The sequence below is a fragment of the Fulverythrobacter fulvus genome (assembly GCF_037154085.1).
Lineage (GTDB): Bacteria > Pseudomonadota > Alphaproteobacteria > Sphingomonadales > Sphingomonadaceae > Andeanibacterium > Andeanibacterium fulvum.
In genome coordinates, this window is record NZ_JBANRM010000002.1 from 635,058 (window position 1) to 654,375 (window position 19,318).

A 19,318-nucleotide genomic window follows, 5' to 3' on the forward strand; every position below is an offset into this window, starting at 1 on the left:
CGGCCTCAGCTGGTCAGTTCTTCGACCTTGTGATGCGGCAGCATGCGGTTGCCCAGGATGGAAACCAGCACCACGGCCGCCTCGATGGCCATCGGCATGGCCGCACCTTCATAGCTGCCGTCCGCGAACAGGCTCACCAGCCGCCCGATAAAGGCGATCCCGAACAGTGCCGCGGGCACCAGCAGCATGTCGCCCGCGCGCTTCCATGCGCCCCACACCATGCAGACGCCGCCGACCACGAAGAAGGCGGTCATGTCCGCGCGGACGGTGGACCAGCCAGCCGTGCCGGCGGCGTCCAGTCCGAAGCTTCCGACCGAGGATTGCGGCATGGCCAGGAAGCTCAGGCCGTTGATGATGAAAAACAGCCCGCCGACGAACAGCAGGGCAGTGAGGATCAGGCGCATTTATGTTTCTCCTCCGTCTCTGCATCCGGATATGCCCGGATCGGTGGCGCTAGGCAAAACTTAACCACAAGGGGCGCATGGCTGGCGTTAGGTTAACGGCGGCGCTAGGTTATCGCGATGAATCTCATGGCCGGGGAGGTGCAGGCTGCACATATGACGGGACCACGCATCCTGCTGGTCGTAGGTGGCGGTATCGCTGCCTACAAGTCGTGCGAACTTGTCCGCCTGATCCGCAAGGGTGGCGGCGATGTCACCTGCGTGCTGACCGAAGGCGGCTCGCAATTCGTCACGCCCATGTCGCTCGCGGCGCTGAGCGAGAACAAGGTTCATACTTCGCTGTGGGACCTGACGGACGAGGCGGAGATGGGCCATATCCAGCTCAGCCGCGCGGCCGATCTGGTGGTGGTTTGCCCGGCCACGGCAGACCTGCTGGCCAAGATGGCCGCGGGCATTGCCGACGATCTGGGTACCACGCTGATTCTCGCCACTGACAAGCCGGTTCTGGCGGTTCCTGCGATGAATGTGCGGATGTGGGAGCATGAGGCGACCCAGCGCAATGTCGCCTGGCTGCGGCAAGCAGGCGTGCGGGTGATGCAGCCCGATGAAGGCCCGATGGCCTGCGGCGAATTCGGCCCTGGCCGTTTGCCCGAACCGGAAATGGTCTGGCTGGAAATCGCCGAGATGCTGGGCGTCGATCCGGGCATGCTCGGTGCTGGCGGGGCAGGGCATCGCGAGATCGCGGATTATCTCGAGGCGCTGGAGCCCGAGGACGAGCCGGAGGAGAGCTGGGAACCCGAAGAGGAGGAAGCCTCCTCTGGCAAGGGCGGCCTCAGCGGATTGTTCGCCTCGCTCATCCATCGCACCACGCCGCGCCGCATTCGCGAGGAAGAGGTCGAATATGGCGACCTTCCTGCTCTTCCGCCCGATTTCGTGCCGACGCAGGCCCCGTTCGAGGATGCCTTGTCCAAGGCCTATCCCGTACCCGGGATGGAGCCCGAGCCGGTTGCGGAAGAAGAGCCGATCGATGCGGTGCCGGACCTGACGAGCCCGCTCTTCGCCAAGAAGGGCGCGGCCCGCTCCGCCCCGCCGACCGATGTCGAGGCGATCAATCATCTCGTTCACACCGGCTCCGGTGCGGCGGCGCCCGAACCGGTCGTGCCCGAACATGCCATGCCGCATATGGGCGCGGTGCTGGAAGATCCGCTGGAAGGCCAGCCCGGCTTCGAGATCGCGCCCGAACATCGCCCGCTTTACGGCAAGCATGTGCTGGTGACGGCCGGGCCCACGCATGAGCCGATCGATCCGGTGCGCTACATCGCCAATCGCTCGTCCGGTAAGCAGGGCTTCGCCATCGCCGGTGCCGCCGCCGCCCTTGGTGCGCGAGTGACGCTGGTGACAGGCCCGGTCCACCTCAAGACTCCTCCGGGCGTCGAGCGGATCGACGTGGAATCCGCGCTGGAAATGGCCGATGCGGTGAAGCGCGCCCTGCCTGCCGATGTGGCGGTGATGGTCGCTGCCGTGGCCGACTGGCGGACCAAGGAATTTGCCGACGCCAAGATCAAGAAGCGCGCCAATGCGCCGCCGGCCCTGTTGCTGACCGAAAATCCCGACATTCTCGCCACCGTGGCGGCGGGAACCAAGCGGCCCAAGCTGCTGGTGGGCTTCGCGGCGGAAACCGACAATCTGATCGAGAATGCCAAGAAGAAGCGCAAGTCCAAGGGGGCGGACTGGATCGTGGCCAACGACGTGACCGGCGATGCGATGGGCGGCGAACAGAACACTGTGCATATCGTCACGGCCAAGTCTGTCGAGGACTGGCCGGCAATGCCAAAGGAAGACGTTGCCCTGAAGTTGATGGAAAGGATTGCCGATGCCCTCGAATGACGTTGCGGTTCAGGTCAAGCGCCTGCCGCATGGCGAGGGTCTGGAGCTTCCGAAATATGCCACTCCCGGTGCTGCCGGGATGGACGTTCTCTCGGCCGAGGATGTGGTGCTGGAACCGGGCATGCGCCATCCCGTCGCCACTGGCCTCGCCGTGGCGATTCCAGATGGCTACGAGATCCAGGTGCGCCCCCGCTCGGGCCTTGCGCTCAAGCATGGGGTCAGCGTGCCCAATACGCCGGGCACGATCGATTCCGATTATCGCGGCGAGTTGAAGGTCATCATGATCAATTTCGGCAGCGAGCCTTTTGCGATCCACCGTGGCGACCGGATCGCGCAGCTGGTTCTGGCGCCGGTGACGCGGGCCAGCTGGGCCGAAGTGGCCGAGCTGGACGATACGGAACGCGGCGCGGGCGGCTTCGGATCGACCGGCGGGGTCGTCTCGCTCAAGGCCTGAATGTGCGGGTGAACGCGGTGCAGAGTTTTGGTTACTGCCGGGTAAACTGCACATTCACCCCAAATTGACCAGACCTCTAAGCCGTTTGCTGATCAATATTCATCATTAATCCTTGGCGCTGCAAGGGCGCGGATTCGAGCCGCTTTCCCTCAGCGCTGCAGGGAAAAACCATATGGCCAGCGTGTCCATCGACGCTCCGAACGAGGCAAGGCAGCTTATCGCCCAATGCCGCACTCGCGGTGGCGGGGTGCTGGAATTACCTGTGCTCGACATCTCCCCCATCGGTTGCATGATCGACCGTCGCGCATGGTCGATCCGCACGGATGACCGGGTGCTCATCAAGCTCGAAGGGCTCAGCTACCAGCCTGCCACCGTGGTGTGGGTGGAAGACGATCGCGCCGGGCTGATGTTCGAGCAGCTGCTGTACGAACCGATCCTGGCGCGGCTGCGCCAGTCGCTCCTCCCGCGCCGGAACGGCTGAGGCGCGTTTCCCGCTCGGGCACGAAAAAGGCGCGGCACAAAAAAGGCGGACCCCGCGGGGCCCGCCTTTCTTCTGTCCGTCAGCCTCGGGAAGAGGGCCGGGGACTTACTTCTTCTTTTCGGGTGCGATGGTGATCCGCACTGTCTCGCCCGAATTGCCGGGGAAGTCCGTGAACATGGCTTCCACCAGATTGGGCACCAGATATTGCAGGCGGTTGGAGGCCGAGACGGCCTGTGCCTTGCCTTCGAACAGGCGCTGGCCATCGGCTGCGCGATCGATCTTGAGTTCGATACCGCTGGTATAGACGGTGTAGCTGTCCACCGAGCGATCGTCGAAGAAGGGATCGTACCAGCCGAAGCCCCACATGCGGCTGCGGTAATAGGCGGAACGGCCGTAATAGCCGCGATAGCCGTACCAGGGGCTCCAGAACGGATCGCGGCTGAAGCTGCTGCCGGTCACCTTTTCCCGCCCCGTGTCGACGCCATAGTCGAAGCGCACGAGCAGCGAGGCGTTGTTGGGCGAGGCCAGTTCGTAACCCAGCTTCTGCATCTGGCCTTCCACCAGATGGGCATATTGCGAGAACTCCAGCCCGCCGGCGAGCTTGGGATCTTCCGCCACCACGGCGAAGGTCTGGCCCTGCGGCGCGGGCAGCTGGCTCTGGAAGCGCGAAACATCGGCCTTGAAGCCCGAAGAGCAGGCAGCAAGCGCCGCCAGCAACATAGGAACCACAAGCAGCTTGATCGCGCGACCGATCGAATTGTTCTGCATAGTCATGTCAGGTCTCTCAAGGCGTGACCGGCAATTGGAGGGCGCCCTTTCCTTGCCGGGCAGATAGACTGCTTTGCTGACACTACCTTGCCTTTGAGCGGCTTAATAGCGGTTGAATGCAAACAGGCCCGCCGCTCCATCGGGAGAGGCGGGCCTGCGTTTATGGCCTTGGCCGCGTGGCGGGATCAGTGGTGGCTGCGCACCAGCCCCAGCGCGTCATAGGCGGCATCCAGAGTCGGCCCGGCAATGTCGCGCGCCTTGAGCGCGCCCTTGGCCAGGATTGCGTCCAGCGCCTCGCGATCCTGCTTCAGTTCCACGAAACGGCTGGTGATCTGTCCCAGTGTCTCCACCAGCAGATCGCCCAGTGCAGGCTTGAAGGCGCCGAAGCCCTTGCCCGCGAAATCGGCCAGCACCGCTTCGGGAGAAGTATTCGCCATGGTGGCATAGATACCCACCAGATTGGCGGCTTCGGGGCGGCCTTCCAGCCCTGCAACCTCGGAAGGCAGCGGTTCGGGATCGGTCTTGGCCTTCTTCACCTTCTGCATGATCGTGTCGGCATCGTCGGTCAGGTTGATGCGGCTCATGTCCGACGGGTCGGACTTGCTCATCTTCGACGTGCCGTCGCGCAGGCTCATGATCCGGGCCGCGTCGGGCGGGATGATCGGATCGGGCAGGGTGAAGACGGGCTTGTCCTCACTTGCGAAGTCGTTGTTGAACTTCTGGGCGATGTCGCGCGCCAGTTCCAGATGCTGCTTCTGGTCTTCGCCCACGGGCACGTGAGTCGCCTGATAGAGCAGCACGTCGGCCGCCTGCAGCACCGGATAGGTGAACAGGGCGATGCTGGCGCCTTCGCGGTTCTTGCCGGACTTGTCCTTGAACTGCGTCATGCGGTTCAACCAGCCCATGCGGGCGGTACCGTTCAGCAGCCATTGCAGCTCGGAATGGGCGGGCACCTGGGCCTGATTGAACAGGACGGAACGATCGGGATCGATCCCGCAGGCGGTCAGCGCGGCGACCATTTCCAGCGTGGCGGAATGCAGCTCTTTCGGGCTGTGCGGCATGGAAATGGCGTGCAGGTCGGCCAGGAAGAACAGGCATTCGCTGCCTTCCTCCATCTCGTCCTGCATGCGCACCCAGTTGCGGATGGCGCCCAGATAATTGCCGAGGTGAAGCTGCCCGGTGGGCTGGATGCCGGATACGATACGCATTGCTTTGGAACTTTCGAAAAACGAACTTCGGTGATGCCGTCTGCAGAATGCGGACGACAGGCATGAGAAATCAGTGCGCGGCGCGCGATGCTGCCTCACGCCATCGCCCGGACTCCTCTGGTGCCCCCCGGCCGATACGGGCCATGATGCAAGAGCAGGATGGGATTCGTTCCATGGGGCGGGCGCATATCACACTTTGCGCATTGGGAAAGCCCGCGATCTTCGCGGATCTGTCAGTCCGTATCGAGCGCGCTCTTGCCCGGACGGCGGCGGCGCAACTGCCGCAGGAGGTCCTTGTCGAGTGCGCCGACAACGTAAGCCACGGTGAAGAACACCGCCATGCCGAGGCCCACCAGCGCGGCAAGCGACCATGCGCGTTCGAACGCATTGCCCGCATAACGCTCCGTCATCAGCGGCATGACCGTATAGAGCGCGGCCGCCATTGCGCCTGTCGCGGCGATCTGGCGTGCGATCCGCCCGGCCAGCCTGCCGGTGAAGTGGAACCAGCCGCGACGGTGGAGGATGGTGTAGAGGATCACGCAGTTGAGCGTGGCCGAAGCCGCCGTGGCAGCCGCCAGCCCGACAATGCCGAAGCGCTGCACCACGTAGAGGTTCACTGCGATGTTGAACATCAGCGAGACCAGCGCGGAGAGCACCGGTGTGCGTGTATCCTCGCGCGCGAAGAAGCCGGGATTGAGAATTTTCACCACCACATAGGCGGGCAGGCCCGCCACCAGCGCCACCACGATATTCGCCATGATCGCCCCGTCCGCCGGGGTGAACTTGCCGCCCACGAAGAAGGCCGTGACGAAGGCCGGGGCGCATACTGCCAGTGCGGCGGCGGCGGGCAGGGTGAGGAGAGTGCCCATCTCGAAGGCATTGGCCTGCAGGCGCTGCGCCTCGCTCGCATTGTCTTCGTGGATATGGCGCGAGAGCATGGGCAGGATCGCCGTGCCCAGCGCAATGCCCACGATCCCCAGCGGCATCTGGTTCAGCCGGTCCGCCAGCTTGAGCAGGGTCAGCGATCCCTGTTGCAGGCTGGTGGCGAAGAATGTGTCGACGAACTGGCTGATCTGGTAGATGCCCGCGCCGAATGTGGCAGGCAGGATCAGCGCGCCCAGCCGTTTCACTTCGGGCGTGATCTTCGGAAAGGTGACTTTCAGCCGCACGCCCGCCCGGCGTGTTTCCCAGGCGAGATAGAGCAGTTGCAGCAGGCCCGCGACGGAAACGCCGACAGCCAGCGCGGTGGCCACGGTGATGTCCGTTCCGCCCCGTTCGCGCAGATACCAGCCGACACCCAGCGAGGAGATCAGGGCGATGTTCAGCAGCACCGGCGCCGCCGCGCCCGGCGCGAATTTCGCGCGTGCATTGAGCAGGCCCGACAGCATGGCGACCAGGCTGATGAGGCCCAGATAGGGGAAGGTGATCCGGCTGAGCGTGACGGCCAGCTCATATTTGCCCGGCACGCTCTGGAACTCGCTGGCGAGAAGCCACACGATGCCCGGCATGGCGACCATGGCCAGCGCGCTGAACGCGACCAGTACCCAGACGAAGACGGAGAGCACGTCGTCGGCGAATTTTTCCGCCGCTTCCTCGCTCCCCGGAACGCCGCCCGCGCCGTGCAGCGCGCGCGAATAGAGCGGCACGAAGGCGACCGAGAAGGCGCCTTCGGCAAACAGCCGCCGGAAGGTGTTGGGCAGGGTGAAGGCCAGCTGGAACGCGTCCGCTGCCAGCCCTGCGCCAAGGACGCGGGCCAGCAGCATGTCGCGCATGAAGCCGAATATGCGGCTGACGGCGGTCAGTCCGCCGATCGTGCCGACATTGCGAACGAGGCTCATCGCCTGCGCCCTGCCTGCCTAAGCTGCCCGCCTGCCGTCAGGCGTTGCCGGTGGCCGCATCCTGGCCCTGGTCGAGCCGCTGCTGCAGCTGCTGCGCGTAGAGGCCGTGGAAGTCGATCGGATCGAGCAGCAGCGGGGCAAAGCCCGCATCGCGGGTGGCATCGGCCAGCACGCGGCGCGCGAAGGGGAACAGGATGCGCGGGCCTTCGGCATAGAGGAAGGCGTGCGCCTGGTCTTCCGGCATGTTGCGCAGGCCGATCAGGCCGCAATAGGCCAGTTCCACCACATAGCTGACGCCCTGCGAGGTCTTGGCCGTGGCGCCGATCTTCAGTTCGATCTCGTGCACTTCGGGATTCACCTGGCGGGTGCCGATGTTGAACTGCACGTCCAGCTCGGGCTGTTCGGTCCACTGGAAGCTATCCGGCGCGCGCGGATTTTCGACCGAGAGGTCCTTCACATATTGCGACAGCAGCCCGGCCACGGGCTGAGTGTCCGCGCCATTGGCACCGGCATTGGAGTCGAGGTTGGTCAGCACGTCGCCTTCATCGGCCATGATCTTCGCTTTCTTTAAGGAATCCGCTCAGTTCCACCGCGCGATGGCGGTGCCCGGCCGCGCGGTTAGCACCTGGAATGCCGCCTCGCAACGCCCGCGCGGTGGCTGCGTGGCGGAATGGGCGGAGTCTCATTGCTGCCACAGGCGGGAGACGGCAATTTCGGTCCACCTGTTGTTCATTTGTAATATGTACCTATTTCAGGCAGGATTGCAGAATTGCGGTGCTGCGTAAGCGTGCCGCCCTTGTTACACCGGTTTCGAGCCCGAGATTCATGATTTACGAAATTGTCATTCTGGCCGCGATCGCCGCCTTTCTGGGCCTGAGGCTCTATTCCGTGCTCGGCCGCCGGGCGGAGCATGAGGAAGAACCCGTGCCCACGCGGTTCGACCAGCCGGAAGGGCAGAAGGGCCTGCCGCGCCGTTCGCCGCCGGCCGCCCAGCCTGCCCAGCAGCCCGTGCGCCAGCGCGAATTCGGCCTTTATCCGCCCGCGCTCGATCAGGGCCTGCGCGCTATCGTGGCGGCGGATCGCCAGTTCGACCTGCCTTCGTTCCTCGAAGGGGCGAAGATGGCCTATGGCATGATCCTCGAAGCCTTCTGGCGCGGTGACAGGGAAACCCTGCGCAGCCTGTGCGATTCCGACGTGTATGAGCAGTTCGGCGCCGCCATCGATGCGCGCGAAGCTGCGGGCGAAACGCTCGACAACCGGCTGGTCCGGATCGAGGAAGTGGAAATCCGCTCTGCGTCGCTCGACGGGCGCATGGCTCGCATAGTGGTGGGCTTTGCGGCCGATATCGCCGCGGTTACGCGCGACAAGGACGGTAACGTCGTCGCCGGTTCGCTGCACGATGCGGTGGAAAGCCGCGACGTGTGGACCTTCATGCGTGACGTGACTTCCCCTGCGCCGGACTGGCTGCTCGACGAAACCGACGAAGGCTGAGGGTTCCCATGGCCGTAAGCATGCGCGGGCTCGGATCGCTCGCCGCGCTGGCCTTGCTCTCGGCCTGCGGGCAAATCATCCCACAAGTGGCAGGGCCGGGCACAACGCCTGCGCCCCGGCCGATTCCCGTGCCAACGCCCACCCCTGCCACCGCGCTCGTCGCGGGGCTCGCACCGGGCAAGGGCGTGGGCGCGCTCAACCTTGCGCGCTACGATGCGGGCGATGCGCTGGCCTCTTTCGTGGAAAGCTGCCCGCGCCTGACCGCGCGCGAGGATGCCAGCGGGCTGACCCGCAAGGATGACTGGCGCCCCGCCTGCCAGGCCGCGACCGGGTGGGACCGCAACGATGCGGCCCGTTTCTTCGCCACCTATTTCGAAACCGCCGTGGTGGGCGATGGGAAGGCCTTCGCCACCGGCTATTACGAGCCGGAAATCGCCGGGGTGCGCACGCGCCAGTCCGGCTATGACGTGCCCGTCTATGCCCTGCCGCCAGACCTGACGCGCGGCTGGTATGACGACCTGCCTGCGGCCGAACGCACCGGCCAGCCGCCGCTCGGCCGTTTCGACGAACAGGGCCGCTTCGTCCCCTATTACGAACGGGCGGAGATCGAACAGGGCGCTCTGGCGGGCAAGGGGCTGGAAATCGCCTGGGCAGCCGATCCGGTGGAATTCTTCTTCCTGCAGATCCAGGGCTCCGGCCGCTTGCGCGGGCCTGACGGCACGGTGACGCGGATCGGCTATGCCGGGCAGAACGGGCGCGAATATGCGGGCATAGGCTCGCTGATGCGCGAACGCGGGCTGATCGGCAGCGGGCCGGGACAATATTCCGGATCTATGCAGGGTATCATGCAATATTTGCGTGAACATCCTGAAGATGGCCGCGCCCTGATGCGCGAGAACAAGAGCTGGGTGTTCTTCCGCGAACTGACCGGAGATGGCCCCATCGGCGCTTTGAGCGTGCCGGTGCGCCCGCAAAGCTCCGTTGCGGCCGATCCCAAATTCGTGCCGCTGGGCGCGCCTGTGTTCCTCGATGTCGACAACCCGCTCGCCAGCGGGCTGTGGATCGCACAGGATACCGGCGGCGCGATCAAGGGCGCCAATCGCTTCGATACTTTCTGGGGTGCGGGCGAGGAAGCGCGGCAGGTGGCGGGCGGCATGTCCACTCGCGGGCAGGCCGTGCTGTTGTTGCCCAAGGGCACCTTGCGCCGCCTGGGCGCGGAATAGGCAGGCGGCCATGCGCACGCCGCGCGGGCTTTCGCCCGAGGAAAAGACCCTGTGGCAGCGTGTGGCCAGCACCGTTAAGCCGCTTCACCCCAAACCGCTCCGCACTGGGCAGGGGGACCAGTCGCAGACTGGCGAAGCGGCACTATCGGCAGTCGTTCGGCAGCCTCCCAGACCGCAGCCCAAGGCGATCAAGGGCCGCGTTCCCCCGCCATTGCCGCCCAAGGCTGCTCCGGCGCCGCGCCAGACGCTGCACGATCGTCACGGCCTCGATTCAAGCTGGGAGCGCAAGCTGAAGGGCGCGCGGATCGATCCCGATTTCACGCTCGACCTGCACGGCCACACGCTGGACGAGGCGCATGTCCGCCTCGACCGGGGCCTCTCGCAGGCAAAGGCCATGGGCGCACGGCTGGTACTGGTCGTTACCGGCAAGCACCGTCCGGTGGAACATGCCGACCGGGGCGAGCGGCGCGGGGCCATCCGTGCCAAGATCCTCGACTGGCTCGCCGCCGGGCCGCATGGCGCGGACATCGCGGCCGTGCGCGCCGCACACAGGCGCCATGGCGGGGACGGGGCGGTCTATATCGTGCTCAGGCGCGGGCGCTGAAGGTATCCGTCTGAAGCGCATTGCGGGATATCCGCCTTGGCTAATCCTCGCGATCTCCGCCCTCTCGTTCGCCCTCTCTCTCACCTTCCGGTTTGCCTTGGGCACTGCGATGGCAGCGCGCGCAATTCTCGATGTTGCGGATGCCTTCTTCGGCATGTTCGGCAATCATCCGCTCCGGTTGGTGTTCGTGACAGCCGTAGCAGGTGTAGCGATTGAACTGGTTGCCGATGTGGCAGGTCGTGCAGGCGACGTTGTGATGGGCATCCAGTTTGAAATAGCGATCATGGGCGAAGCTGGCCGGGGCCCAGCCCTTTGTCGTGTGGCATTGCGCGCACCCGCTGGTGAAGCTCTGGTGCAGGCCGTCCGTCGGCTTTGCGTGACATGACGCGCATTGTTCCGCAACGGCGGGTTTGAGTAGGTCATGCGCGAAGGCCTGGGGTTTGCTTTGCGTCAGCAGCGCAGCCGCATGATCCGTGTGACATGCCATGCAATTGGCATCCTGCAATTGCGCATGGAACGCGACCTTCGGGGTCTCGTGGCGAATCGGTTGGCCCTTGGTCGTCCTGACGCCGATCTCGGCAGGGACGTGGCAGGTGACGCACCGGTCCGCCGAAGCGCCGCGCAGGGGCGCATGGCAGGCAAAGCAATTCTGCTCCAACTCCGCATGGGCCGGCATGAGCGGGCCGGGCGCGATCATCTGGTGGGGATAGACGAACAGCAGAACGAGCAGCACCGCAAGTGCGGCGGCTATTCCCGCAAGCAGGATGCGTCCTGCAGGGCGGCCGGGATTTGTCATCTCCAGTTCCAGAACAGAAAGATGGCGATGATGTGCGCCAGTGCCAGCCCGGCAAAGGCCAGAGTGATCGGAACATGGATCACTCGCCACTGCTTGATGAGATCCATTGTCCTGCTGTCGAAATGGATGCGCTCGGCGATCTCGTCAGCAGACAGGCCTGCATCGGTCAGCGCCCGTCGCCGGTTGGCGAGGCGCTTCTGCGCGCGGCCAAGCAGATATCTGCCGGTGAGCCCACTGGCCACGTTGATGACCATCGCCGCTACGGCCAGCCAGCCGAGCCAGGCATTGAAATGAATGCCGGCATGGACGAGCACCAGCAGCGATCCCAGCCATGCCAGCACCTGATGCTCCTTCAGCAGCTTGGGCGGCTTTCCCCAGGATATGATCTTGTGCTTGCGCAGGGAATATCTGCCCGAAAGCAGGATCAGGATCGTTCCCGGGATGCCCAGATAGCGCCCGATCCACACGGCATCGGCCAAGTGAAGCAAGGCATCGAGCAGCAGGGCCGCGCCTGCCAGGGCGAGCAGGGCCGCATAGAATGGCAGGACATCGCGGCCCATCAGGCTTTGATATCTGCCCGAGGGCATCAGTGCCGACCCGGCAACATTCTCTTCAACGTATCGTCCCTGACGACATAGTGATGGAACAGCGCGGCCACGGCATGCAGGCCGATCAGGAAATATCCGACCGTGCCGATGGTCTCGTGTATTTCCTCCACCTGCTCGGCCAGGCTCTCGCTCGGTCCGACGAGGGCGGGAAATTCCAGCCCGAAGAAGGGGACTGCCTTGCCCGAAGCGCTCAGGGCCAGCCAGCCCAGAACAGGCATCGCGAGCATGAACACATAGAGCGCGAAATGAGTGACCTTGGCCAGCAGCACCTGCCAGGCGGGCGGTTCGGGCGTGATCGCCGGCTTCTGGCCCATCCGGGTCACCACCATGCGCACGATCACCAGAATAAGGACGCACAGGCCCAGCATGAAGTGCCATTCTTTCAGGCCTTCGCGCAGGTCGCTCCCCCTCGGGTAGTTTTCCCGGAGCAAGATGCAGGCATAGACTACTGCGATCAGCACCACCATGATCCAATGGAGGGCGATCGAAACGGGCGAGAACCGCTGGGGTTGTTCGGTCGAATTCATTGCGGGCCTTTCATTCGCGGCGAATTCTGGGCGTGGGCAACACGGAATGCATTGTTTTGCATCAAGCCTCCCGAAAGATTGCGCGACGCTGTGGGAGGCAGGGCCGTGTTATCTGTCATGGGTTGGCAAACTGTAAAGCCGTTGCCGCTGCAGCATGAATTCTGTGTGGCAGGCCGCAAAGCTGCATGCGGGCTCAATCCCGACATGCCCAAACAAAACGGGCGGGAAGATCGCTTCCCGCCCGTCCTATCGTTAGCGTCTTGGCTTACTTGTCCTTGCGATGCGCGTTGAAGGGCTTTTTCTTGCCTTTCCACGGAGCGGACTTGCCGCCGCCTTCTCGGTCCTGCCGGGGGGCGTGGCCCTTGTGCGGGTGCCGGGGGCGGACATGCGCGCCGGCGGCGTTGTCGCGGCCCTGATCGCGACCATGGTCCCGGTTGCGGCGGGCGGCGTCGCGCGGTGCCTCGTTCGACTGTTCGATCAGCACGCCTTCCTCGTCGGCCTCGCTGCCAGCGGTGCGTTGCAGCGCGGAACTGAACTTCGCGGCCACGGCGCGGGGGACCTGGAAATGGGTCTCGTTCGGGGCAATGCGGATCGCGCCGATCTCGTTGCGGGTGATGTGCCCGCGGCGGCAAAGCAGGGGCAGAATCCAACGGGGATCGGCGTTGTGGCGGCGGCCGATATTCATGCGGAACCATACCGCATCGTCGAAGCCGGGGCGGTGCTTTTCCTTCTGGGCGGCGCGGCGAGCCTCGGGCGTGTTCTCGATCAGCTCTTCCGGCTCAGGCAAGGCGGCGCGATGGGCGCGCACCAGCATGGCGGCGATATCCGCCGCGCTGCGCTCGGCCAGCAGGGCTTCGGCCAGTTCGCGGTCGGTCTCGTCCAGTTCGACCGGGGCGAGCAGGGCGGCGAGCAGGCGGGTACGGTCCTGCGCGCGGATGTCATCCGGGCTGGGCGCGTCGATCCACTCGGCATTGATGCGCGCATGGTGGAGCATGGATTCCACCCGGCGGCGGCGCGGGAAGGGCACGATGAGCACGGCCGTGCCCTTCTTGCCCGCCCGGCCCGTGCGGCCGGAACGGTGCTGAAGGGTTTCCGCATCGCGCGGAATCTCGACATGGACCACGAGGCTGAGCGAGGGGAGGTCGATCCCGCGCGCGGCCACGTCGGTCGCCACGCAGACGCGCGCGCGCCGGTCACGCAGGGCCTGCAGCGCTTGGTTGCGCTCGGACTGCGAATGCTCGCCCGATAGGGCGACCACGGCAAAGCCGCGTTCCTGCAGGGTGGCGTGCAAGTGGCGCACATTGTCGCGCGTGGCGCAGAACAGGATCGCCGTCTCCGCTTCGTGGAAGCGCAGCAGGTTGACCACCGCGTTCTCGATCTCGGACGGGGAAACGGTGACGGCCTGATAGGCGATATCGCCATGGCCGCGCTCATTGCCGACCGTGGAGATGCGCAGCGCGTCGCGCTGGTAACGGCGGGCCATGGCCTCGATCGGGCGCGGCATGGTCGCGGAGAAGAGGAGCGTGCGGCGCGTTTCAGGCGTGGCGTCGAGAATCTCTTCCAGATCCTCGCGGAAGCCCATGTCGAGCATCTCGTCCGCCTCGTCGAGCACGATGGCGGCCAGTTCCGACAGGTCGAGCGCCCCGCGTTCCAGATGATCGCGCAGGCGGCCCGGCGTGCCGACGACGATAGTGGCGCCAGCCTGCAGGGCGCGGCGTTCCTGCGAGGGGTTCATGCCGCCAACGCAGGTGGCGATGCGTGCGCCGGCCTTGCCATAGAGCCATGCCAGCTCGCGGCTGACCTGCAGGGCCAGTTCGCGCGTGGGGGCGATCACCAGCGCCTTGGGCAGGCCGAAGCCGGCGGCAGTGCCGCTCTCGTTCAGCAGCTCGCCCGCCATGGCGAGGCCGAAGGCGACAGTCTTGCCCGAGCCGGTCTGGGCGGAAACCACCAGATCGCGGCCCAGCGCCTCTGGTTCAAGAACAGCAGCCTGGACGGGCGTGGGCTGGGCATAGCCGCGTTCGGCAAGGGCTTCGCCAAGGATCGGCGGGAGATTGGAAAAACTCATGGAACTCACAATGATTGGCATCGCGCATTGGCACGATGCTGGGCGTTTCTAAAGATTTGGTGGCGGCCATACGCCGGCCCGGGCCCCCATGGACAAAGTCCGCCCAGCCAGCCCTCAATGTCGGCAGCTTCGCGGGCCCCATACAGACTTGCACCGCGTTTGGCTTCAATTGTTTTTGATAGCGCCAATGCTTGAAAGGAAACGGGCGGGAATCTTTCGATTCCCGCCCGCCTTGCGTATCATCGCTCGAGGGTTCAGGCCGCTTCGGCCACCTCTTCCGCCGGAGCATTGCGGATGATGTAGTCGAAGGCGCTGAGTGCCGCCTTGGCGCCTTCGCCCATCGAGATGATGATCTGCTTGTACGGCACGGTGGTCACATCGCCTGCGGCGAAGATGCCGGGCAGGTTGGTGGCCGCCTTGTCGTCGATCACGATTTCACCGCGCGGGGAAAGCTCGACGCCCGAATCCTTCAGCCATTCGCTGTTGGGCACCAGCCCGATCTGGACGAACACGCCTTCCAGCTCGACCTTCTTTTCCTCGCCGCTCTCGCGGTCCTTGTAGACAAGCCCGTTCACTCGTTCGCCATCGCCCGTCACTTCGGTGGTCTGGGCCGACGTGTGGATGGTGACGTTGGGCATCGAACGCAGCTTGTCCTGCAGCACCTGGTCGGCACGCAGCTGGCTGTCGAATTCGATCAGCGTGACATGGCCCACGATATTGGCCAGGTCGATCGCCGCCTCGACGCCGGAATTGCCGCCGCCGATCACTGCCACGCGCTTGCCCTTGAACAGCGGGCCGTCGCAATGCGGGCAATAGGCCACGCCCCGGTTGCGATATTCGAACTCGCCCGGAACGCCCAGATTGCGCCACCGCGCCCCGGTGGTGAGCACCACCGCACGGGCCTTGAGCGAAGCGCCGTTCTTCAGCATTACTTCGTGATAGCCACCGGGCACCTTGGCCGGGATCAGCTTTTCGGCCAGCTGCAGGTTCATAACGTCGATATCGTATTCCTTGACGTGAGCCTCCAGCGCGGCGCCCAGCTTCGGCCCTTCGGTGTAGGGCACGGAAATGAAGTTCTCGATCCCCATCGTGTCGAGCACCTGCCCGCCGAAGCGTTCCGCCGCGATGCCGGTGCTGAAACCCTTGCGCGCGGTGTAGATCGCTGCCGAGGCACCGGCCGGGCCGCCGCCCACCACCAGCACTTCGAACGGCTTCTTGTCGGCAATCTTGGCCGCAGCCTTCGCATCGGCATTGCTGTCGAGCTTGGCGATGATTTCCTCCACGCCCATCTTGCCGCTGGCGAACATCTCGCCATTCAGGAAGGTCGCGGGCACGGCCAGCACGTTGCGCGCGTCCACTTCGGCCTGGAAGGTGCCGCCTTCGATCAGCGTCGCCTTCACGCGCGGATTGGTCAGCGCCATCAGCGTCAGCGCCTGCACCACGTCGGGGCAATTGTGGCAGGAAAGCGAGAAATACATCTCGAAATCATAATCGCCGTCCAGCGCCGCGATCTGGTCGAGCACGTCCTGCTCCACCTTGGGCGGGTGGCCGCCGGCCCACAGCAGGGCCAGCACCAGCGAGGTGAATTCGTGGCCCATGGGCAGGCCGGCAAAGCGCACCTGGCGGCTGGGATCGGAAGCGCGGACGATGGCGAAGCTGGGCTTGCGGGCATCGCTGCCGTCGAAGCTGGCGCTCACCTTGTCGGACAGGGCGGCGATCTCGTTCAGCAATTCGCGGGTCTGGGCCGATTTCGCATCGTCGCCAAGCGAGGCGACGAGCTCGATCGGCTCGCGCAGATTCGCAAGGTAGGTCTTGAGCTGCTGCGTCAGATTGGCGTCGAGCATGAGTTGGGTTCCTTTGGGAATTCGGGTCTCTTGAAAACAAAAGCGGCCCGGGGCGGAGGGAACGCCCCGAGCCGCTCATGCGCCCCGTTTACACGGGCTCGAGGGTGTTAGATCTTGCCGACGAGGTCGAGCGAGGGAGCCAGCGTCTCGCTGCCTTCTTCCCACTTAGCCGGGCAGACCTGGCCGGGGTGCGAGCGGACATACTGCGCGGCCTTGATCTTGCGAACGAGTTCGACAGCGTTGCGGCCCACGCCTTCGCAGGTCACTTCCATCACCTGGATCACGCCATCGGGATCGACCACGAAGGTGCCGCGATCGGCAAGGCCCTGTTCTTCGCGAAGAACGCCGAAGTTCTTCGAGATCGTGTGCAGCTGGTCGCCCAGCATCGGGAACTTGATCTTGCTGATGGCCGGCGAGCTGTCATGCCAGGCCTTGTGGCTGAAATGCGTGTCGGTGGAGACGGCATAGACTTCGACGCCGAGCTTGGAGAGCTCGTCATACTGGTCGGCCATGTCTTCCAGCTCGGTCGGGCACACGAAGGTGAAGTCCGCCGGGTAGAAGAAGAACACCGACCACTTGCCCTTCACGTCGGCGTCGGTGACCTGGAAAAAGTCCTTGCCGGCCTGGAAGGCAGTGGCGTTGAACGGCTTGATTTCGCTGCCGATAATACCCATCGATGTGCTCCGTTTGTCAGGATGAAACTCAGTGACGCCGAGATAGGGGCGCGCACCTCATCTGCCAAACAAAAGAGTCCGATTGGTTTGATAGAATAAATCAATCACAAAAGATTGATCGGAATCATTGATAAGAGGGCGAGGCTGTGCCTGCCCTCCGGATCACCCCACCTGCGCGCGGTGCAGCAGCTTGTGGTCCGCCAGAACCAGCGCCATCATCGCTTCCACCACCGGCACGCCGCGAATGCCTACACAAGGATCGTGGCGGCCCTTGGTGGCCAACTGCGTTGCTTCCCCATCGCGCGTGATTGTCGGCTGGGGGATCAGGATCGAGCTGGTGGGCTTGAAGGCCACGCGTACCACCACCGGCTGGCCGGTTGAAATGCCGCCTGCGATGCCGCCTGCATGGTTTGCGTCGAATTCCGGGGAGCCTTGGGCACCGGGGCGCATGGGATCGGCATTTTCCTCGCCGCGCAGGCGCGCCGCGTTGAAGCCTTCGCCGATTTCAACGCCCTTCACCGCATTGATGCCCATCATCGCAGCGGCAAGGTCTGCATCCAGCTTGCCATAGAGCGGCGCGCCCCAGCCTGCGGGAACGCCCGTGGCCACGCATTCCACCACCGCGCCGAGCGACGATCCGGCAAGCCGCGCATCGTCCACCAGCTTTTCCCAGCGCGCGGCGGCGGCGGGATCGGGGCAGAAGAAGGGGTTGTTGCGGATTTCGCCCGCATCGAAGCTCTCGATCCGGTCCCCGCCGATTTCGCTGACATAGGCCAGGATCGTCACTTCCGGGATCGCCAGCCGCGCCACGGCGCCAGCGGCCACCCGCGCGGCGGTTTCGCGCGCGCTGGAACGGCCGCCGCCGCGATAGTCGCGGAAGCCGTATTTCGCGTCATAGGCATAATCGGCGTGTCCCGGGCGGTATGCCTTGGCGACTTCCGAATAGTCCTTGGATCGCTGATCGGTATTCTCGATCATCAGCGAAATGGGCGTGCCGGTGGTCTTGCCCTCGAACACGCCGGACAGGATCTTGACCTCGTCGGCCTCGCGCCGCTGGGTGGTGAACTTGGACGTGCCCGGCTTGCGCGCATCGAGGAAGGGCTGAATCCACGCTTCGTCCAGCGCCAGCCCCGGAGGGCAGCCGTCAACCACGGCGCCCAGAGCGGGGCCATGGCTTTCCCCCCAGGTGGTGAAGCGGAATACGCGGCCGAAAGTGTTGAAGCTCATGGCATGGGGCTATTGTCGGAAATTTCCAACATGTCCACACCCCGCAAATGCGAGGACGATAAGCCGGCACCGGCACTAGCCATGTGCCTTGGTTTCAGGCAGGAACAAAACATGATTGCGAAGCTACGCGGCCTACTGGACGAAACCGGAACCGACTGGGCGATAATCGACGTTCAGGGCGTGGGCTATCTCGTCCATTGCTCGGCCAAGACGCTGAGCGCCTTGGGGGAGAAGGGCGAGGGTGTCACGGTCTTCACCGATCTGCAGGTGAGCGAGAATGACATGCGCCTGCTCGGCTTCGCCACCAGTGCGGAGCGGGACTGGTTCCGGCTGCTGACCCTGGTGCAGGGCGTGGGCAGCAAGGTGGCACTGGCGATCCTGTCTGCGCTCTCGATCGATGAACTGCGCAACGCCTGCGCCAATGGCGACGCCGCCCAGGTCGCACGGGCCAATGGCGTCGGGCCGAAGCTGGCAGGCCGCATCGTCAACGAATTGAAAGACAAGGCGGGCGGGATGCCCGGCGGCTCGGGCGGCGTCACGCTGGGTGTGGTTGCGGCTCCGGCAGGCTCGGTGAGCGCGGACGCGGTTTCGGCCCTGCAGAACCTCGGTTTCAAGCCTGCCGTGGCGGCCAGCGCGGTTGCCCATGCGCAAGGCGAGTTGGGCGAGGATGCGGGGCTGAACGATCTGGTGCGGGTCGCGTTGAAGAGGGCGGCGGGGTGATGGAGGCCATCCTCATCCGTCATCCTGAACTCGTTTCAGGATCCATCCAGCCTTCCATGCAGCGCCAGCGGGGGAAGCCCAAGGCTCACCGCAAGGTCGACCCAGCCCGGATTCTCGGCATTGATCTGGTTGATCTTCCACTGCCGGTGCCAGTTCTTGAGCTGTTTTTCGCGCGCGACGGCTTCGTCCATCGTTCCATGAAGCTCGAAATAGACCAGCCGATGGGCGGCGTGTTCCCGAGTGAAACCGGGCAAGGTGCCCTCCCGATGTTGCCACAGGCGGGCAACGAGATCGGACGTCACGCCGACATAGAGCGTCCCGTAATGGCCGCTCGCAAGGATATAGACGCACGGGTTCCGTTCCTCTCTCATGCGCCTGAACCTGCGGCACGATGGACCCTGAAACAAGTTCAGGGTGACGAAGATGGGGCCGTTTCGGTTCCAACCCAGCCCACCCGTCATGCTGAACTCGTTTCAGCATCCATTGCGTTTGAGCCGTTGGC

20 protein-coding genes are annotated in these 19,318 nt (G+C 64.7%); 7 read left to right on the top strand and 13 right to left on the bottom strand.

The genetic code is table 11. The annotated features are described in order from the left end of the window. Positions 1-5: 5 nt before the first annotated feature. Positions 6-404 carry a DUF4345 family protein gene (locus WFP36_RS08895; RefSeq protein ID WP_336979774.1) on the bottom strand — a complete coding sequence of 133 codons (399 nt, stop codon included), beginning with the start codon at positions 402-404 and terminating at the stop codon, positions 6-8. A 153-nt stretch (positions 405-557) separates the two neighbouring features. Between WFP36_RS08895 and WFP36_RS08900 the strand changes: the two genes are divergently transcribed. The 3 genes from WFP36_RS08900 (at position 558) to WFP36_RS08910 (ending at position 3,223) form a co-directional block, all read left to right on the top strand. Then, positions 558-2,288 (top strand): bifunctional phosphopantothenoylcysteine decarboxylase/phosphopantothenate synthase, encoded by a 1,731-nt coding sequence (locus WFP36_RS08900; RefSeq protein WP_336979776.1) that lies wholly within the window; start codon positions 558-560, stop codon positions 2,286-2,288. Further along, positions 2,275-2,742, top strand: a complete 468-nt coding sequence (gene dut / locus WFP36_RS08905) for a dUTP diphosphatase (RefSeq protein ID WP_336979778.1) — start codon at positions 2,275-2,277, stop codon at positions 2,740-2,742. The genes WFP36_RS08900 and dut overlap by 14 nt, the downstream gene beginning before the upstream one ends. A 172-nt stretch (positions 2,743-2,914) precedes the next feature. After that, complete coding sequence (locus tag WFP36_RS08910; RefSeq protein WP_054531028.1) at positions 2,915-3,223, top strand: PilZ domain-containing protein; 309 nt, start codon at positions 2,915-2,917, stop codon at positions 3,221-3,223. A 105-nt stretch (positions 3,224-3,328) separates the two neighbouring features. Here WFP36_RS08910 and WFP36_RS08915 read toward each other — a convergent pair whose 3' ends face one another. The 4 genes from WFP36_RS08915 to secB all read right to left on the bottom strand — a co-directional run bounded on the left by WFP36_RS08915 (position 3,329) and on the right by secB (position 7,590). After that, on the bottom strand, positions 3,329-3,997 hold the full coding sequence (locus tag WFP36_RS08915; RefSeq protein WP_419716625.1) for a DUF4136 domain-containing protein: 669 nt from the start codon (positions 3,995-3,997) through the stop codon (positions 3,329-3,331). 179 nt (positions 3,998-4,176) lie between these two features. Then, positions 4,177-5,199, bottom strand: coding sequence for a tryptophan--tRNA ligase (trpS, locus tag WFP36_RS08920; RefSeq protein WP_336979780.1), 1,023 nt, complete (start codon positions 5,197-5,199; stop codon positions 4,177-4,179). Between the two features lie 233 nt (positions 5,200-5,432). Then, positions 5,433-7,037 (bottom strand): murein biosynthesis integral membrane protein MurJ, encoded by a 1,605-nt coding sequence (murJ, locus tag WFP36_RS08925; RefSeq protein ID WP_336979782.1) that lies wholly within the window; start codon positions 7,035-7,037, stop codon positions 5,433-5,435. A gap of 37 nt (positions 7,038-7,074) precedes the next feature. Beyond that, positions 7,075-7,590: a protein-export chaperone SecB gene (secB, locus tag WFP36_RS08930; RefSeq protein WP_336979784.1), complete on the bottom strand. Its 516-nt coding sequence runs from the start codon at positions 7,588-7,590 to the stop codon at positions 7,075-7,077. Positions 7,591-7,862: 272 nt separating this feature from the next. On the opposite strand from secB, the gene WFP36_RS08935 reads away from it, so the two are divergent. Genes WFP36_RS08935 through WFP36_RS08945 form a run of 3 tightly spaced genes read left to right on the top strand, consistent with a single transcriptional unit; the run spans position 7,863 to position 10,355 of the window. Continuing rightward, entirely contained in the window at positions 7,863-8,528 is a 666-nt protein-coding gene (locus tag WFP36_RS08935) for a Tim44/TimA family putative adaptor protein (protein WP_336979785.1), read from the top strand. An 8-nt stretch (positions 8,529-8,536) separates the two neighbouring features. Then, positions 8,537-9,751, top strand: a complete 1,215-nt coding sequence (gene mltA / locus WFP36_RS08940) for a murein transglycosylase A (protein ID WP_336979787.1) — start codon at positions 8,537-8,539, stop codon at positions 9,749-9,751. Between the two features lie 10 nt (positions 9,752-9,761). After that, on the top strand, positions 9,762-10,355 hold the full coding sequence (locus WFP36_RS08945) for a Smr/MutS family protein (protein WP_336979788.1): 594 nt from the start codon (positions 9,762-9,764) through the stop codon (positions 10,353-10,355). Between the two features lie 40 nt (positions 10,356-10,395). Here the strand turns inward: WFP36_RS08945 and WFP36_RS08950 are convergent, their stop codons facing one another. The 7 genes from WFP36_RS08950 to aroC all read right to left on the bottom strand — a co-directional run bounded on the left by WFP36_RS08950 (position 10,396) and on the right by aroC (position 18,096). Further along, positions 10,396-11,151 carry a cytochrome c3 family protein gene (locus WFP36_RS08950; RefSeq protein WP_336979789.1) on the bottom strand — a complete coding sequence of 252 codons (756 nt, stop codon included), beginning with the start codon at positions 11,149-11,151 and terminating at the stop codon, positions 10,396-10,398. After that, positions 11,148-11,738, bottom strand: a complete 591-nt coding sequence (locus tag WFP36_RS08955) for a hypothetical protein (protein ID WP_336979791.1) — start codon at positions 11,736-11,738, stop codon at positions 11,148-11,150. The genes WFP36_RS08950 and WFP36_RS08955 overlap by 4 nt, the downstream gene beginning before the upstream one ends. Further along, complete coding sequence (locus WFP36_RS08960; RefSeq protein ID WP_336979793.1) at positions 11,738-12,286, bottom strand: cytochrome b; 549 nt, start codon at positions 12,284-12,286, stop codon at positions 11,738-11,740. The genes WFP36_RS08955 and WFP36_RS08960 overlap by 1 nt, the downstream gene beginning before the upstream one ends. A 265-nt stretch (positions 12,287-12,551) precedes the next feature. Next, on the bottom strand, positions 12,552-14,351 hold the full coding sequence (locus WFP36_RS08965; protein ID WP_336979795.1) for a DEAD/DEAH box helicase: 1,800 nt from the start codon (positions 14,349-14,351) through the stop codon (positions 12,552-12,554). 254 nt (positions 14,352-14,605) lie between these two features. Then, a complete protein-coding gene (gene ahpF, locus WFP36_RS08970; protein WP_336979797.1) occupies positions 14,606-16,195 on the bottom strand; it encodes an alkyl hydroperoxide reductase subunit F in 1,590 nt (529 codons plus the stop codon). Positions 16,196-16,302: 107 nt separating this feature from the next. After that, positions 16,303-16,869 carry an alkyl hydroperoxide reductase subunit C gene (ahpC, locus tag WFP36_RS08975; RefSeq protein ID WP_054531017.1) on the bottom strand — a complete coding sequence of 189 codons (567 nt, stop codon included), beginning with the start codon at positions 16,867-16,869 and terminating at the stop codon, positions 16,303-16,305. A gap of 162 nt (positions 16,870-17,031) precedes the next feature. Beyond that, entirely contained in the window at positions 17,032-18,096 is a 1,065-nt protein-coding gene (gene aroC / locus WFP36_RS08980) for a chorismate synthase (RefSeq protein WP_336979801.1), read from the bottom strand. A 111-nt stretch (positions 18,097-18,207) separates the two neighbouring features. On the opposite strand from aroC, the gene ruvA reads away from it, so the two are divergent. Next, the gene (ruvA, locus tag WFP36_RS08985) at positions 18,208-18,816 is read left to right on the top strand and encodes a Holliday junction branch migration protein RuvA (RefSeq protein ID WP_336979803.1); all 609 of its coding nucleotides are present in this window, start codon (positions 18,208-18,210) and stop codon (positions 18,814-18,816) included. A gap of 35 nt (positions 18,817-18,851) precedes the next feature. Here ruvA and WFP36_RS08990 read toward each other — a convergent pair whose 3' ends face one another. Continuing rightward, complete coding sequence (locus WFP36_RS08990; RefSeq protein WP_336979805.1) at positions 18,852-19,187, bottom strand: GIY-YIG nuclease family protein; 336 nt, start codon at positions 19,185-19,187, stop codon at positions 18,852-18,854. Between the last annotated feature and the right edge of the window lie 131 nt (positions 19,188-19,318).

What these genes read in the sequence shown, in the direction of transcription:
- WFP36_RS08895 (WP_336979774.1), bottom strand. Translation starts at nt 404, where the DNA reads ATGCGCCTGATCCTCACTGCCCTGCTGTTCGTCGGCGGGCTGTTTTTC.
- WFP36_RS08900 (WP_336979776.1), top strand. Translation starts at nt 558, where the DNA reads ATGACGGGACCACGCATCCTGCTGGTCGTAGGTGGCGGTATCGCTGCC.
- dut (WP_336979778.1), top strand. Translation starts at nt 2,275, where the DNA reads ATGCCCTCGAATGACGTTGCGGTTCAGGTCAAGCGCCTGCCGCATGGC.
- WFP36_RS08910 (WP_054531028.1), top strand. Translation starts at nt 2,915, where the DNA reads ATGGCCAGCGTGTCCATCGACGCTCCGAACGAGGCAAGGCAGCTTATC.
- WFP36_RS08915 (WP_419716625.1), bottom strand. Translation starts at nt 3,997, where the DNA reads ATGACTATGCAGAACAATTCGATCGGTCGCGCGATCAAGCTGCTTGTG.
- trpS (WP_336979780.1), bottom strand. Translation starts at nt 5,199, where the DNA reads ATGCGTATCGTATCCGGCATCCAGCCCACCGGGCAGCTTCACCTCGGC.
- murJ (WP_336979782.1), bottom strand. Translation starts at nt 7,037, where the DNA reads ATGAGCCTCGTTCGCAATGTCGGCACGATCGGCGGACTGACCGCCGTC.
- secB (WP_336979784.1), bottom strand. Translation starts at nt 7,590, where the DNA reads ATGGCCGATGAAGGCGACGTGCTGACCAACCTCGACTCCAATGCCGGT.
- WFP36_RS08935 (WP_336979785.1), top strand. Translation starts at nt 7,863, where the DNA reads ATGATTTACGAAATTGTCATTCTGGCCGCGATCGCCGCCTTTCTGGGC.
- mltA (WP_336979787.1), top strand. Translation starts at nt 8,537, where the DNA reads ATGGCCGTAAGCATGCGCGGGCTCGGATCGCTCGCCGCGCTGGCCTTG.
- WFP36_RS08945 (WP_336979788.1), top strand. Translation starts at nt 9,762, where the DNA reads ATGCGCACGCCGCGCGGGCTTTCGCCCGAGGAAAAGACCCTGTGGCAG.
- WFP36_RS08950 (WP_336979789.1), bottom strand. Translation starts at nt 11,151, where the DNA reads ATGACAAATCCCGGCCGCCCTGCAGGACGCATCCTGCTTGCGGGAATA.
- WFP36_RS08955 (WP_336979791.1), bottom strand. Translation starts at nt 11,738, where the DNA reads ATGCCCTCGGGCAGATATCAAAGCCTGATGGGCCGCGATGTCCTGCCA.
- WFP36_RS08960 (WP_336979793.1), bottom strand. Translation starts at nt 12,286, where the DNA reads ATGAATTCGACCGAACAACCCCAGCGGTTCTCGCCCGTTTCGATCGCC.
- WFP36_RS08965 (WP_336979795.1), bottom strand. Translation starts at nt 14,351, where the DNA reads ATGAGTTTTTCCAATCTCCCGCCGATCCTTGGCGAAGCCCTTGCCGAA.
- ahpF (WP_336979797.1), bottom strand. Translation starts at nt 16,195, where the DNA reads ATGCTCGACGCCAATCTGACGCAGCAGCTCAAGACCTACCTTGCGAAT.
- ahpC (WP_054531017.1), bottom strand. Translation starts at nt 16,869, where the DNA reads ATGGGTATTATCGGCAGCGAAATCAAGCCGTTCAACGCCACTGCCTTC.
- aroC (WP_336979801.1), bottom strand. Translation starts at nt 18,096, where the DNA reads ATGAGCTTCAACACTTTCGGCCGCGTATTCCGCTTCACCACCTGGGGG.
- ruvA (WP_336979803.1), top strand. Translation starts at nt 18,208, where the DNA reads ATGATTGCGAAGCTACGCGGCCTACTGGACGAAACCGGAACCGACTGG.
- WFP36_RS08990 (WP_336979805.1), bottom strand. Translation starts at nt 19,187, where the DNA reads ATGAGAGAGGAACGGAACCCGTGCGTCTATATCCTTGCGAGCGGCCAT.